Below are 13,544 nucleotides of genomic sequence, written 5' to 3' on the forward strand. Positions count from 1 at the left end.
TACCGCGCCCGCGGTACACGGCCTCGCCGATGGTACGGCACCGTTTGTGCCGGTCGGAGCCGGTGCGACGGGCCCTGAGCGGGCGCGCGCTACCGGGACGACGGGGGTACCAGGCGGCCCCGGGAGATGAGGGACGCGGCCTTCTTGAGGTGGCGGACGCGGACGCTGACGCCGTAGCCGCCGACGCCGGGGATCGCGGCGACGCGGGTGGTCAGATAGCGGTAGAAGTCCTCGGGGTCGCGGGTGATGACGCTGACCATCAGGTTGTGCTCGCCGCTGATGGCCCCGACGAAGGGGACCTCCTCGTGCCGGGCGAGTTCGGTGCCGGCCCGTTCCAGATGGGCGGGGGCGACCCGCAGCCAGAGGATCGCGTTGAGACGGTGGCCGAGCCGCTCCGGGAGCAGCTCGACCTGGTACTCCAGGGTGCCGGAGCTCTCCAGCGACTCCAGCCGGCGCGCCACCCGGCTCAGGGACCAGCCGCTGGCCTCGGCGAGCCGGGTGTGAGTGGCACGGCCGTCCTCGGCGAGCGCGTCGAGCAGCGGTGCGTCCTCCTCGGCGGGCGGGGTGGGCGGCCCCGGGACGAGCGGCGGGCGCTGCGCCGTCAGCCGCCGGACCTGCTCGGGGTCGAGGCTGTCGCCGTAGCCGGTCCACTCGGCGGTGCCCGGGGCGTCGTAGTTGTGGATGACCAGGTCGATGCTGACGTCCAGGACCGCGGCGGACCGCGGCAGCTGCCGCAGCAGGACGTCCTCGCGCGGCATCTCCAGCGGTGAGCGGATGATGCAGATGATCTCCGAGCCGCCCGAGGCCAGATGGGCCCAGGAGATGTCGGGGCGGCGGGCGAGGGCCTCGGCCAGCGGGTCGACCCGGTCGGGACGGCAGCGGATCCGGGCCACCCACTGCGCGGCGCCGTACACCCACGGGTTGACCAGCCCCACCACCCGCAGCGCGCCGCTCCTGCGCAGCGCCTGGTAGCGGCGGGCCGCGGTCTGCTCGGAGACGCCGGCCGCCTCGCCGATCCGGCGGAAGGACAGCCGGGGCGCGCACTGCAGGGCGCGGAGGATCTTTCTGTCCACGAGGTCGAGCATGGCGGAAGTCTGCCACGGGGATGCGGGTCCTCTGGAGGATTCTGCGGCTCACGGGGGACGCGGTTGGTGGTTGCGGACGGCGGACCGGATGCTGTGCCGGCGGGTCTCCCACCGGAGGTCCGTACCCCACGGGCCACCGGGTAGCGCGGTGGTCCCCGACCGCGGCGCGGTGTGCCGCGAAGGAGTGTCTCCGTGAACGTGACGACACCGGCCGGCGGGCCGGTCGAGCGACGGGCGGCCACGATCGTGATGGCCTGCCTGGGCGTCTTCGTCGCCTATCTGCCGGTCACCACCGTCGCCGTGAGCCTGCCCGCCCTCCAGGCGGCGCTGGGTGCGTCGACCTCCCAACTGTCCTGGGTGCAGGACGCGTTCGTGCTGCCGATGGCCGCGTTCATCCTGACCGCCGGTGTCTTCGGGGAGGTGCACGGGCGCAAGCGGGTGTTCCAGGCCGGTCTGCTGTTCTCGGCGGCGGGCGCGGTCACCGCCCTGTGCGCGCACTCCGTCGAGGCCGTCTGGGCCGGGCAGGCGCTGGCCGGGACCGGCGCGGCCGCGCTGCTGCCGACCACGCTGGCGCTGATCAGCCACGCGGTGCCCGACCACCGGGAGCGCGGGAAGTTCATCGGCATATGGGCCACCTGTCTGATGGCGGCCCTGGCCGTCGGTCCGGTGCTCGCCGGTGTGGTCGTGCAGCACTTCTCCTGGCGCTGGATCTACCTGCCGAGCGTCCCCGTCGCGCTGCTCGCCGTCGCCGTCGCGGCCCGGCGGCTGCCCGACTCCCGGGCTCCGCAGGGGCGCCGGCTGGACTGGCCCGGCCAGCTCACCGCCACGCTCGCCGTGACCGCGCTGGTGTACGGCGTGATCGAGGGCGGGGCGGCCTCGTTCACCGACGTCAAGGTGATGGTGGCGCTGTTCACCGCTGTGGCCGCCGGGGTCGCCTTCGTGCTGGTGGAGCGGCGCAGCGACAGCCCGATGCTGGATCCGGGCCTGTTCCGCAGCCCCGCCTTCACCGCCACCGCGCTCGTCGCGACGACCAGCTTCCTGGCGCTGATCGGCTTCTTCTTCGTCCTCAGTCTCTACTTCGGCATGGTGCAGCGGCTGGACACCCTTCAGGCCTGCTGGCGGCTGCTGATGGTCACCGGGGCGGCCCTGCTCGTCGGCGGGCCGGCCGGACGGCTGATGCACCGGGTGCCGGCCCGGGTGATGATCACCGGGGGCCTGCTGGTGGTCGCCGCCGCGCAGTTCCTGCTGGTCGACCTGGGCGCCGGCACCTCCTTCGGCTCGGCGGCCTGGCGGCTGGCCCTGCTGGGGCTCGGCATGGGCTTCGTCATGACGCCCATGACGGCGACCGCGGTGGCCTCCGTGCCGTACCGGCTGGCCGGCATGGCGGCCGCGGGCAACAACGCCTTCCGGCAGGTCGGCGGTGCGCTGGGTCCCGCCGTGCTGGGCGCGCTGCTGACCACCCGAGCCGTCGGCCGGCTGCCCGGCCACCTCGCCGACGCGGGGGTGACCGGCGCGACGCGGGACCGTGTCGTCTCCGTCGCGCGGGCGGACGGGCTCGGCGCGGTCGCCGAACTGGACCTGGGCGCGCGGACCGGGCAGGTGATGGGCGCGCTCGGCGACTCCTTCCTGGACGGTCTGCGCCTCTGCCTGATCACGGCGGGCGGCCTGACCCTGCTGGCCGCCCTGGCCGCGGCGGTCCTGCTCCGCGCGCCCCGTCCCCCGGCGGACCCGCGGCCCGCCGGCCGCACCGCCGGCGAGAAGGCGCCGGCCGCCCGGGCCGCCTGACGGCGGGACCGGGGGGCGGGGCGGCCGCCCGGCCCCCCGGTCAGCGCGCGCCGGGTGCGACCAGGCCGGTCTCGTAGGCGACGACCACCGCCTGGGCCCGGTCGCGCAGGGAGAGTTTGCCGAGCACGCGGGAGACGTGGGTCTTGACGGTGGCCTCGGAGAGGTGGAGGCGGGCGGCGAGTTCGGCGTTGGACAGGCCCTGGGCGAGCAGGCGCAGGACGTCGAGTTCGCGTGGGGTGAGGTGGGCGAGGTCGCGGTGCAGGGCGGCGGTGTCGGCGCCCGCGCGGGCGAAGCGCTCGACGAGGCGGCGGGTGATGGACGGGGCCAGCAGCGCGTCCCCGGCCCGCACGAGGCGGACGGCGGCGGTGAGGTGCTCGGGCGTGACGTCCTTGAGCAGGAAGCCGCTGGCCCCTGCCGACAGCGCCGCGTACACGTAGCGGTCGAGGTCGAAGGTGGTCAGCATCAGGACGCGCGGCGGGTCCGGCGCGGCGAGGATCCGGCGGGCGGCCTCCAGGCCGTCCAGTTCGGGCATCCGGATGTCCATCAGGACGACGTCGGGCCGGGTGCGCCGGACCGCCTCCACCGCCTCGTGGCCGTCGGTGGCCTCGCCGACCACCTCGATGCCGTCGGCGCCGAGGATCAGCCGGAAGCCGGTGCGCACCAGGGCCTGGTCGTCGGCGACGACGACCCGTGGCGGGCTCGCCGGTGAACTCATCCGGACTCCAGGGGGATCAGGGCCCGGACCCGGTAACCGCCCAGTGGGCGGGGCCCGTTGCTCAGGGTGCCGCCGTGCACGGCGAGTCGCTCCCGCAGCCCGATCAGTCCGTGCCCGTTGCCGGTCGCGGCGGCCGGTCCCGGGGTGCCGCCGGAGTCGGTGACCTCGACCCGCAGTTCGTCCGTACCGTAGTCGACGCGCACACTGGCCGCCGAACCCCGCGCGTGCTTCAGGGTGTTGGTGAGCGCCTCCTGGACCACACGGTAGGCGGTCAGCTCGATGCCGCCGGGCAGCGGCCGGACCGCTCCGTGGACCGACAGCTCGACGGGGGTGCCGGTGCCGCGCGTCCGGTCGACCAGGGGCCCGAGCCGCGCCAGTCCGGGCTGCGGCTCCAGCTCCGCCTCCCCCGGGTCCGCCGTCGTGAGCAGCCCCATCACCTGCCGCAGCTCCCCCATCGCGGTACGGCCGCCCGCCTCCACCGCGAGCAGCGCCTCGCGGGCCCGCTCGGGCGAGCTGTCCATGATCTTGCGGGCGGCCCCGGCCTGGATGACCATCACGCTGACGTTGTGTGTCACGACATCGTGCAACTCCCGTGCGATCCGGGCGCGTTCGTGCTCCACGGCGCTGCGCAGCTCCTCGGCCCGCCGCCGCTCCACCTCAGCCAGCCGGACCCTGCTCTCGGCCGCCCGCACCTTCCAGGTGCGCAGCCCGACGGTGACCACGACCAGCGGGGCGGAGATCAGCAACGGCACGTACTGGGTGGGGACGGTGGGCTCGACGCCGAACGGGGTGTGCGGCACCGACCTGCCGATCGTGAAGGCGAGCAGCACGGCCAGGGCGAGCGTGGCGATGGCCGCCGCCCGGTGGGGGCTGTAGGCGGCCGCGCTGTAGGCGGCGATGACACAGGCGTAGAAGGTGAGCCGGGTGACGTCACCGGGTGTCAGCGCGTTCGCCACCAGCACGATCCAGAGCACGGCCAGCGGGAAGCGGCGGCGCCAGGCGAGCGGGACGGAGGCCGCGAGCACCAGGCAGACCAGCTCTCCCGTGCTGTGCGTGTGCCACTGCTCGTCGAGATCGCCGGCCGCGTAGTCGAGCGAGGAGACGAGCACGACCAGGGCGAGGACCGCGTCAAGAACCCTGCCGCGCGCGGTGGGCCCGGGCGCCGGACCGCTCGTCCCGGCCGGCGCGCCCGGCCGTGTCCGCAGCCACTCGCGGGCCCGTGTGGTCGTCATCGCCCCATTCTCGGCAACGCCGTGCCCCGGGGCATCCCCCTCCCGGCTACATCCGGAGGACGACCCCGCGCCCCCGTACCCCCGGCACGGTACGGCGGTTACGTCCGGCGGCCGTCGTGGCCGCCCCGGTCCGCCGCCTAGCGTCGGCGGCCACAGAGGGACGGAGACCCACCCATGACGACACCGCTGATCGAACTCCGGGACGTGACCCGGCGGTACGACGCCGGACCCCCCGCGCTGACCGAGGTGAACCTGACCGTGGCGCCCGGGGAGGCCGTCGCCGTGCTGGGGCCGTCCGGCAGCGGCAAGTCGACGCTGCTGAACCTGGTCGCGGGCCTGGACCGGCCGGACGAGGGCACGGTCACCGTGGACGGCGTCCGGGTGGACCGGCTGGGCGAGGCGGGCGCGGCCCGCTACCGCCGGGCGAAGGTGGGGATGGTGTTCCAGTTCTTCAACCTGCTGGACGACCTGACCGTCGCGGACAACGTCGCGCTGCCCGCCCGGCTCGCCGGAACCGGGCGGCGCGAGGCCCGGCGGCGCGCGGACGAGCTGCTGGAGTCGCTGGGCATCGCCGCCCAGGCGGCCGCCCGTCCGGGCCGTCTCTCCGGCGGGCAGCGGCAACGCGTCGCGGTGGCACGGGCGTTGATGAACCGTCCCGCGCTGCTGCTGGCGGACGAGCCGACCGGTGCCCTGGACTCCGCGTCCGGCGCCGAGGTCGGCCGCCTCCTGCGGGAGCTCAACGCCGACGGCCAGACCCTGGTCCTGGTCACCCACGACCGGGAACTGGCCCGGGCCTGCACCCGGCGCACGGTCCGTCTCGCCGACGGCAGGGTCACCGGCGACGTCGGGGCGGAGGCGGTCCGATGAGCGCCCTGGTCCGGGTCGTCCGGTCGGGCATGACCCGGCGCCGTACCCAGAGCCTGGTCATCGCCCTGGCCACGCTCCTGGCGGTGACGGCGTCCGTGCTGGCCGGTGCGCTGCTGGTGGCGTCCCGGGCGCCTTTCGACAGCGCCTTCGCCCGCGGGCAAGGGGCCCAGCTCAGCGTCGAGTTCGACGCGCGCCGCACCGGCGCCGCCCGGCTGGCCGCCGCCCTGCGCGCGGACGGGGTGACGGGGACGTCCGGGCCGTTCCCGACGGCGACGGCCACGCCGGACCGCGCGGGCGCGCTGTCGGTGGTCGGGCGGGCCGGCCCCGGCGGGGCGGTCGACCGGGTGACGGTGACCGAGGGCCGGTGGGCGCGCCGGACCGGTGAGATCGTGCTCGCCGAGGACTCCGACGGACCGCCCGTACAGCTCGGCCGGCGGCTGGAGTTCACCGGCCTGCCCGGCAGCCCGACGCTCACCGTGGTCGGCATCGCCCGTTCGGTCAGCCGGACCGCGGACGCGTGGGTGGTGCCCGCGCAGATCGCCGGGCTCACCGCGTCCGGCCGCGCCGACGGCTACCAGATCCTCTACCGCTTCGCCCACGCGGCCACCGCGGCCCAGGTCGCCCGGGACCGTGCGGCGGTGGCGGCGACCGTGCCCCGGGGCGCGCTCTCGGGGGCCCGGTCCTGGCTCTCCGTAAGGGAGTTCGCGACCCGTGAGACCGCGCTGTACGTGCCGTTCCTGGTGGCCTTCGGGGTGCTGGGCCTGGTGATGTCGGCGCTGGTCGTGGGCAGCGTGGTGGCCGGTGCGGTGGGCACCGGGACGCAGCGGATCGGCGTCCTCAAGGCGGTCGGCTGCACTCCGGGGCAGGTCGTCGGGGCCTATGCCGCGCAGGCGCTGGTACCGGCCGCGATCGGCACCGGGCTGGGCGTGCTCGGCGGCCGGACGCTCGCCGCGCCCCTGCTCGCGGAGACCTCGGACGTGTACGGCTCGGTCGGGCTCGGGGTCTCCGCCGGGGTCGATCTGGCCGTGGCCGCCGCGGTGCTGGGCGTGGTCGCGGTCACCGCGTGCGCGGCCGCCCGGCGGGCCGGGCGGCTGCGCACGGTGGACGCGCTGGCCGTGGGCCGCGCCCCGGCGCCGGGCCGGGGCCGTACCGCGGCCCGGCTGGCGGCGCGGCTGCCGGTGCCGCGGGCGGTGGGGCTCGGTCTGGCCCGCCCCTTCCACCGGCCGGCCCGCACCGCGGCCATGGTCGCGGCGATCGCCTTCGGCGCGGCGGCGGTCACCTTCTCGGTCGGGATGGCGGACTCCCTGGGCCAGGTGATCGCGGCCAAGAACCACAACGCGGCCGATGTGACGGTGAGCGCCGAACGGCCCGGCGAGCGGCGCCCTGTCGCGCAGGGGGTCCCTCGGGTGACGGCCGCCCGGGCCGCCGCCGTGACGGCCGCGATCGCCGCCCAGCCGGGCACCCGCGACCAGTACGGCAGCGTCACGGCCGAGGCCAAGGTCGCCGGGGTGACGGAGAGCGTCCCGGTGACCGCCTACGACGGGGACGCCTCCTGGGGCGGCTTCGTCATGGTCTCCGGCCGCTGGATCCGTACGGCGGGCGAGGCCGTGGCGGCGGGCCCGTTCCTGACCGCGAGCGGCACCGAGGTGGGCGGCACGGTCACCCTCACCGTGGACGGCACGCCGGTGCGGGTCCGGATCGTCGGCGAGGTCTTCGACACCGGTCAGCAGGGTCTGCGGGTCTTCACGGACCTGGCGACGCTCCGCACGGCCGCGCCCGGTCTGCGGCCGACCGACCACGCCGTCCGGCTGGCCCCGGGCACCGACGCGAGCTCCTACGTGAAACGCCTCGGGACCGCGCTGAAGCCGCTCGGCATGACCGCGACCGACGACAGGTCGGTCAACGGCAGTGACACCGCGACCGCCCTGGACGCGCTGACCACGGCGCTCACCCTGATCCTGGTCTGCGTCGCCGGACTCGGGGTGCTGGGCACGGTCGTCCTGGACACCCATGAGCGCATCCGTGACCTGGGCATCCACAAGTCGCTCGGGATGACGCCCCGGCAGACGGTGGCGATGGTGCTCGCCTCGGTCGCGGTCCCCGGTCTGGCGGGCGGCGCGCTGGGCGTCCCGCTGGGACTCGCCGTGCACCGTGTCGTCATGCCCGCCATGGGCGACAGCGCGGGGATACATCTGCCCGGTGTGGTCCTCGACGTCTACCGGACACCCGAACTGCTGCTCCTGGCCCTGGGCGGCACGGTGATCGCGGCCCTCGGCGCGCTGCTCCCGGCGGGCTGGGCGGCCCGGGTCCGTACGGCGACCGCGCTGCGCACGGAGTAGACCGACGGCACCTTCTGGACGGGCTCCTGACGAGGGGTGAGACTGGGGAGTCCGACGGCCCCGGCCCCAGGAGGGTGACCATGGACGACGACCAGGCAGCTCCGGCACGCGTGGAGCTCACCCCGCAGGCGGCCGAGCTGGTACGGCGACTGCACGCCGAGCACGGGCCGCTGATGTTCCACCAGTCCGGCGGCTGCTGCGACGGCAGCGCCCCGATGTGCTACCCGGACGGCGAGTTCCGCACCGGCGGCTCGGACGTGCTGCTGGCCGAACTGGTCGTGGACGGCGTGGCGGAGCCGGTCACCTTCTGGATGTCCCGGAGCCAGTACGAGGCGTGGAGCCACACCCGGCTGATCGTGGACGTGGTACCCGGACGAGGGAGCGGTTTCTCGCTGGAAGCACCCGAGGGGGTACGTTTTCTCACCCGTTCTCGCGTAGTGGAGGTCTAGCGGCCCTGCCGGTCGATGCTCGTCTGCTGCACTCCCTGTGAGTCCTCAGGGAATCGACGAGACATCAGGGGGTGCGGTGACGCATCGTCAAAGACGGCCGGCGGCGACGGCCCGGACACTGCTCACGGTCCTCACGACGTCCGGCCTGCTGGCCGGTGCGGCCCTCACCGGGGCCGCGCCGGCCGCTGCCGTGCCGGGCGCCGGGAGGATCTCGTCCGGTGTCGGCTACCGGCAGTTCGACCTGCCCGCGGCCAGGGGCACGGTCCATGTCCATCTGCTGACCGTCGACCTCACCGACCCGCACGTGCGCGTGGACCTCCTGCACCCGGGCGCGGTGGCGGCCCGGGCGCGGGTGTCCGCGATGGCCGACGCGGCGGGCGCGGTCGCGGGCGTGAACGGCGACTTCTTCAACATCACCGAGACCCAGCACCCCGGCGTCCGGGCGACCGGCGCGAGCGTCGGCCCCGCGATCGCGCACGGCCGGACGCTCAAGTCGGCGGTGCCGACGGCCCAGCGGTTCGGTCCGTCGCTGCCGCCCGGCACCGGCACCACGGACGTCCTCGGTGTCGGCGTGGACCGCAGGGCCCGGCTCGACCGGCTCTCGCTCAGCGGCTCGATCCGCACCCCGAAGGGTTCGCTCGCCCTCCGCGGCCTCAACCAGTACGCGCTGGCCGAGGACTCGATCGGCGCCTACACCAGCGCCTGGGGCTCGGCCTCCCGCAGACGCGCCGCCTGCGGCTCGGACACCGACCGGGCGGCCGGCTGCGGCAAGGACACCTACGAGGTGCGGATCCGCGGCGGCAGGGTGGTCTCGGCGTCCACCGCTCCGGGCGGCGCCATCGCGGCGGGTACGACCGTCCTGCTGGGCCGGGAGAGGGGCGCGGAGAGGCTGCGCCGGCTCGCCGTGGGCGAACGGGTCACGGTACGGCGGCAGTTGACGGCGTCCGTCTCCCGTGTCCCCTACCGCTTCGCGGTCGGCGGCTACCCGGTGCTGCGCGGCGGCCGGCCGCTGCCCGGACTGAACGACACCACCTCGGCCGTGCGCACGGCGGTGGGCTACGGGAACGGCGGCCGCAGGCTGCTGCTGTTCGCCCTGGACGGCGCGGCCGCCTACCGGAGCGGGCTGACCATCGCCGAAGTGGCCGCCGAGATGCGGGCGTTGGGAGCCGTCGACGCGTTCGGTCTGGACGGCGGCGGCTCCAGCACGATGGTGGCCCGCATCGCGGGGGCCAGGACGGTGTCCGTGCTCAACCACCCGACGGACAGCCCCGAACGCGCCGTGGCCAACGGCATCGGGGTCTTCTGGAAACCCTGAGACCGGCTCAGGGCCGCAGGCTGCTGACCAGGTCGGCGGTCGCGGTGAGCCCGCTGTGGATGGTGGGGGCCATGCTGGTGCTGGCCAGGTAGAAGCCGAGGAGCATGCAGACCAGGGCGTGCGAGACCTTCAGCGCGCCCTGGCGCATGAAGATCACGGCAAGGACCAGGAGCAGCAGCACCACAGAGATGGAAACGGCCATCGGGAACCTCCTCCGCCACGCCCATTTCACGGCGTTCGGCCGCAAGTGTGGCGTAGCGGAGGGCTGGTCCGTGCGGTTGACACGTCCCCCGTTCGAGTGGTCTCACGACGGCGCTCGCGAGGCGGCGCCGAGGGTGGTGAGGGCTCTGCGAGGAGTGGTCGGCGCGGGAGAGCGGCCGGACCGCCGCCCCCGGTTTCACTTCGCGCCCGAAGGGGCGCGGGGAACTGCGCGACCAGCCCCCGCACACCCGCACCCGAAATCCGTTACGTCACAGCGCCTGGAGGTCGACCATCTCGGCCAGGGCCTCCCGGTGCGCACCCGCCGTGCCGAAGGCGATCGAATCCGCCTTGGCCCGCTTCAGATAGAGGTGGATCGGATGCTCCCAGGTCATGCCGATGCCCGCGTGCAGCTGGAGCGCCTCCTCGGCCGCCCGGACCGCGACCGGCCCGGCGTAGGCCTGGGCGACGGCCACCAGGACGTCGGCGTCCTCGCCGGAGGCCAGCGCGTCGGCGGCCCCCCGGGCGGCGGCCCGCAGGTTGACGACCTCCAGCCACAGCTGCGCCAGCCGGTGCTTGAGCGACTGGAAGCCGCCCACCGGCCGGTTGAACTGCTTGCGCTCCTTGAGGTAGCGCACGGTCTCGGTCAGCGCCCACTCGGCGACACCGAACTGCTCGGAGGCCAGCAGCCCGGCCCCGGCCCGCAGCGCCCGCCGTACCGCTGGACCGGCGTCGCCCACGCGGCGCCCGGCCGCCCCGTCGAGGGTGACCGTGGCGAGCGGCCGGGTCAGGTCGAAGGAGACCTGCGGCACGATGCCCACCGCGTCGGCGGCGACCGCGTGGAGCCCGCCGTCGTCCCCGGGCACGAGCAGCACGTCCGCGGCGACCGCGTCCGCGATTCCGGTCAACTCGCCGTACAGCAGCCCGTCTTCGACCCGCACCGTCCGGAACGCGGCCCCGGGGGCGAGATGGAGCCCCACGGCCAGCGCGCCGACCGTGCGCCCGGACGCCAGCCGGCCGAGCAGTTCGCCGTCGCCGCAGGCCAGCAGTGCCTCGGTCGCCACGACCGCGCTGGTCAGATACGGCACGGGGGCCACGGCCCGGCCCAGCTCCTCCAGCACGACGGCGACTTCACGGTGCGAGGCGCCCTGGCCGCCCAGCTCCTCCGGCACCAGCAGCCCGGCGAGGCCCATGCCGTCCGTGAGCGCCTTCCAGGCCGCGAGGTCGTGCGGGGCGTCCGACTCGGTGCGGGCGATGACGCCCGGCGCGTCGCAGTGGTCGGCGAGCAGATCCCGCACGGCGGCCCGCAGCGCGTCCTCCTCCTCCGAGTACAGCAGGTCGGGCTGTGCGCTCATCGGGCGAGGTCCTTCCAGGCGACGTCCTTGTCGGTGCGCGGCTCGGCCGGCAGGCCCAGGACACGCTCGGCGACGATGTTCAGCAGGACCTCGCTGGTCCCGCCCTCGATGCTGTTGCCCTTGGCGCGCAGGTAGCGGTAGCCCGCGTCCCGGCCGACGAAGTCGACGAGTTCGGGCCGGCGCATGGTCCAGTCGTCGTACAACAGGCCTTCCTCGCCGCGGAGTTCCACCTCCAGGCCGCTGATCTCCTGGTTGAGGCGGGCGAAGGCGAGCTTCATGCCGGCGCCCTCGGGGCCGGGCTGGCCGGCGACGAGCTGCTGGCGCAGGCGTTCGGCGGTGAGCCGGGCGACCTCGGACTCGACCCAGACCTTGAGCAGCCGCTGGTGCAGGTCGTGGGTGCGCAGCTCGGGGCGCTCGCGCCAGGTCCTGGCGACCGGGCCGATCATGCCGCCCTCGCGGGGCAGCCGCATGCCGCCGATGGCGACGCGCTCGTTGTTGAGCGTGGTCTGGGCGACCCGCCAGCCGTCACCGACCGCGCCGAGGCGTCGGGAGTCGGGGATGCGGACGTCGGTGAGGAAGACCTCGTTGAACTCGGCCTCGCCGGTGACCTGCCGCAGCGGCCGGACGTCGACGCCGGGGTCGGTCATGTCGCAGACGAAGTAGGTGATGCCCGCGTGCTTGGGCACGTCGGGGTCGGTGCGGGCGATGAGGATGGCCCAGCGGGAGTTGTGGGCGCCGGACGTCCACACCTTCTGCCCGTTGACGATCCAGTCGTCGCCCTCACGGACGGCCCGGGTGCCGAGCGCGGCCAGGTCGGAGCCGGCGCCCGGCTCGCTGAAGAGCTGGCACCAGACCTCCTCGCCGATCCACAGCGGCCGCAGATGGCGGAGCTTCTGCTCCTCCGTGCCGTACCTGAGGATGGTGGGCGCGGCCATGCCGAGGCCGATGCCGTTGCGGCGGGGGTCGTTGTCGGGGGCGCCGGCGGCCTCCAGCAGGGCGTCCACGACGACCTGGAGGGAGCGCGGGGCGCCGAGACCGCCGAGGCCCTCCGGGTAGTGCACCCAGGCGAGTCCGGCGTCGAACCGGGCCCGCAGGAAGTCGGACTTCGCGGTGGTGGCGGGCGGGTGGGCGGCCAGCAACTCGGCTGTGCGGCGCTCCAGTTCGGCGGCGTCGGTCATGCCGCTGCTCCCTTCGGCACGACGGTGACCCGGCCGGTGGTGACGCCGTCGCCGACGCGCTGCACGGCCGCCGCGGCCTCGCCCAGCGGCACCCGCTCGCTCACCAGCGGCCTGACGGCACCGCCGGCGGCCAGTTCGGTGAGCTGTTCGTGGCAGCGCAGGACGAGCCCGGGGTTCTTGGCGGCGTACAGGCCCCAGTGCAGTCCGAGGACCGAGTAGTTCTTCACCAGGGCGTGGTTGAGCGCCGGGGTCGGGATGGTGCCGCTCGCGAAGCCGACGACCACGATCCGGCCCTCGAAGGCGACGACCTTGGTCGACTGGGTGTAGGCCTCGCCGCCGACCGGGTCGAAGACCACGTCGGCACCCCGTCCGCCGGTGGCCTCCTTCACGGCGCCGATGACGTTCTCGGCACGCCGGTCGATGACGACGTCGCAGCCCAGTTCGCGGGCGACGGCGGCCTTGCCGGCCCCGCCGACGACGCCGATCACGGTGGCCCCGGCGGCCTTGCCGAGCTGCACGGCCGCGCTGCCGACCCCGCCTGCGGCGGCGTGCACCAGGAGCGTCTCACCGGCCTGGAGGGCCGCCCGGCGGTGCAGTGCGAACCAGCCCGTCTGGTAGCCGATGTGCAGCGCGGCGGCCTCGGAGTCGTCCAGCGCCTCAGGCGCGGGCAGCAGCGCGGCGGCGTCCGCGACCGCGTACTCGGCGAAGGCGCCGTGGGGCAGCACGGGGTTGGCGATCACCCGCCGGCCGTCCTCGGTCTCGCCGCAGAGTTCCACGCCGGGGGTGAAGGGCAGCGGCGGCTGGACCTGGTACTGGCCGCGGCACATCAGCACGTCGGGGAAGTTGATGTTGGCGGCACGCACCCTGAGCAGCACCTGGCCGTCGCCGGGCGTGGGCCGCTCCACCTCCTGGAGCCGCATCACCTCGCTCGGCTCACCGTTCTCGTGCACTTGCCATGCCTGCATGCGGTGCCTCCACAGACTGCTTCGTCAGGGTCCATCGCATACTAAGCGGTCGCTTGTCATC

The 13,544-nt window shown here is 74.9% G+C and carries 12 protein-coding genes; 5 read left to right on the forward strand and 7 right to left on the reverse strand.

Annotated elements, in window-relative coordinates; translation table 11 throughout:
• Window positions 1-89 precede the first annotated feature (89 nt).
• A complete protein-coding gene (locus ACZ619_RS35100; protein ID WP_469607816.1) occupies window positions 90-1,085 on the reverse strand; it encodes an Lrp/AsnC family transcriptional regulator in 996 nt (331 codons plus the stop codon).
• Window positions 1,086-1,277: 192 nt separating this feature from the next.
• Here ACZ619_RS35100 and ACZ619_RS35105 point away from each other — a divergent pair, with 192 nt between their 5' ends.
• Window positions 1,278-2,870 carry an MFS transporter gene (locus tag ACZ619_RS35105; RefSeq protein WP_469607819.1) on the forward strand — a complete coding sequence of 531 codons (1,593 nt, stop codon included), beginning with the start codon at window positions 1,278-1,280 and terminating at the stop codon, window positions 2,868-2,870.
• A 40-nt stretch (window positions 2,871-2,910) separates the two neighbouring features.
• Here ACZ619_RS35105 and ACZ619_RS35110 read toward each other — a convergent pair whose 3' ends face one another.
• Together ACZ619_RS35110 and ACZ619_RS35115 are read right to left on the reverse strand one after the other, a co-directional pair.
• Window positions 2,911-3,585, reverse strand: a complete 675-nt coding sequence (locus ACZ619_RS35110; RefSeq protein WP_469607820.1) for a response regulator — start codon at window positions 3,583-3,585, stop codon at window positions 2,911-2,913.
• On the reverse strand, window positions 3,582-4,817 hold the full coding sequence (locus ACZ619_RS35115) for a sensor histidine kinase (RefSeq protein WP_469607822.1): 1,236 nt from the start codon (window positions 4,815-4,817) through the stop codon (window positions 3,582-3,584). Before ACZ619_RS35115 ends, ACZ619_RS35110 begins: the two co-directional genes overlap by 4 nt.
• Before the next feature lie 174 nt (window positions 4,818-4,991).
• Here ACZ619_RS35115 and ACZ619_RS35120 point away from each other — a divergent pair, with 174 nt between their 5' ends.
• The 4 genes from ACZ619_RS35120 (at window position 4,992) to ACZ619_RS35135 (ending at window position 9,787) form a co-directional block, all read left to right on the forward strand.
• Complete coding sequence (locus tag ACZ619_RS35120) at window positions 4,992-5,684, forward strand: ABC transporter ATP-binding protein (RefSeq protein WP_469607824.1); 693 nt, start codon at window positions 4,992-4,994, stop codon at window positions 5,682-5,684.
• Window positions 5,681-8,023, forward strand: coding sequence for an ABC transporter permease (locus ACZ619_RS35125; RefSeq protein WP_469607826.1), 2,343 nt, complete (start codon window positions 5,681-5,683; stop codon window positions 8,021-8,023). Before ACZ619_RS35120 ends, ACZ619_RS35125 begins: the two co-directional genes overlap by 4 nt.
• Before the next feature lie 80 nt (window positions 8,024-8,103).
• On the forward strand, window positions 8,104-8,472 hold the full coding sequence (locus ACZ619_RS35130) for a DUF779 domain-containing protein (RefSeq protein ID WP_469607828.1): 369 nt from the start codon (window positions 8,104-8,106) through the stop codon (window positions 8,470-8,472).
• Window positions 8,473-8,548: 76 nt separating this feature from the next.
• A complete protein-coding gene (locus ACZ619_RS35135; RefSeq protein ID WP_469607830.1) occupies window positions 8,549-9,787 on the forward strand; it encodes a phosphodiester glycosidase family protein in 1,239 nt (412 codons plus the stop codon).
• A gap of 7 nt (window positions 9,788-9,794) precedes the next feature.
• Here ACZ619_RS35135 and ACZ619_RS35140 read toward each other — a convergent pair whose 3' ends face one another.
• The 4 genes from ACZ619_RS35140 to ACZ619_RS35155 form a co-directional block, all read right to left on the reverse strand.
• Window positions 9,795-9,989, reverse strand: a complete 195-nt coding sequence (locus ACZ619_RS35140) for a hypothetical protein (protein ID WP_469607833.1) — start codon at window positions 9,987-9,989, stop codon at window positions 9,795-9,797.
• Between the two features lie 268 nt (window positions 9,990-10,257).
• Window positions 10,258-11,340, reverse strand: coding sequence for an acyl-CoA dehydrogenase family protein (locus ACZ619_RS35145; protein WP_469607835.1), 1,083 nt, complete (start codon window positions 11,338-11,340; stop codon window positions 10,258-10,260).
• Window positions 11,337-12,518 carry an acyl-CoA dehydrogenase family protein gene (locus ACZ619_RS35150; protein WP_469607838.1) on the reverse strand — a complete coding sequence of 394 codons (1,182 nt, stop codon included), beginning with the start codon at window positions 12,516-12,518 and terminating at the stop codon, window positions 11,337-11,339. Before ACZ619_RS35150 ends, ACZ619_RS35145 begins: the two co-directional genes overlap by 4 nt.
• Window positions 12,515-13,483: an NADPH:quinone oxidoreductase family protein gene (locus ACZ619_RS35155; protein ID WP_469607839.1), complete on the reverse strand. Its 969-nt coding sequence runs from the start codon at window positions 13,481-13,483 to the stop codon at window positions 12,515-12,517. The genes ACZ619_RS35150 and ACZ619_RS35155 overlap by 4 nt, the downstream gene beginning before the upstream one ends.
• Window positions 13,484-13,544 lie beyond the last annotated feature (61 nt).

It is taken from the genome of Streptomyces sp. NPDC104367, from assembly GCF_055583825.1.

Excerpts from the sequence above, each read along its gene's own strand:
- ACZ619_RS35110 (WP_469607820.1), bottom strand. The coding sequence starts at position 3,585 with ATGAGTTCACCGGCGAGCCCGCCACGGGTCGTCGTCGCCGACGACCAG.
- ACZ619_RS35150 (WP_469607838.1), bottom strand. The coding sequence starts at position 12,518 with ATGACCGACGCCGCCGAACTGGAGCGCCGCACAGCCGAGTTGCTGGCC.
- ACZ619_RS35100 (WP_469607816.1), bottom strand. The coding sequence starts at position 1,085 with ATGCTCGACCTCGTGGACAGAAAGATCCTCCGCGCCCTGCAGTGCGCG.
- ACZ619_RS35125 (WP_469607826.1), top strand. The coding sequence starts at position 5,681 with ATGAGCGCCCTGGTCCGGGTCGTCCGGTCGGGCATGACCCGGCGCCGT.
- ACZ619_RS35140 (WP_469607833.1), bottom strand. The coding sequence starts at position 9,989 with ATGGCCGTTTCCATCTCTGTGGTGCTGCTGCTCCTGGTCCTTGCCGTG.
- ACZ619_RS35145 (WP_469607835.1), bottom strand. The coding sequence starts at position 11,340 with ATGAGCGCACAGCCCGACCTGCTGTACTCGGAGGAGGAGGACGCGCTG.
- ACZ619_RS35130 (WP_469607828.1), top strand. The coding sequence starts at position 8,104 with ATGGACGACGACCAGGCAGCTCCGGCACGCGTGGAGCTCACCCCGCAG.
- ACZ619_RS35120 (WP_469607824.1), top strand. The coding sequence starts at position 4,992 with ATGACGACACCGCTGATCGAACTCCGGGACGTGACCCGGCGGTACGAC.
- ACZ619_RS35115 (WP_469607822.1), bottom strand. The coding sequence starts at position 4,817 with ATGACGACCACACGGGCCCGCGAGTGGCTGCGGACACGGCCGGGCGCG.
- ACZ619_RS35155 (WP_469607839.1), bottom strand. The coding sequence starts at position 13,483 with ATGCAGGCATGGCAAGTGCACGAGAACGGTGAGCCGAGCGAGGTGATG.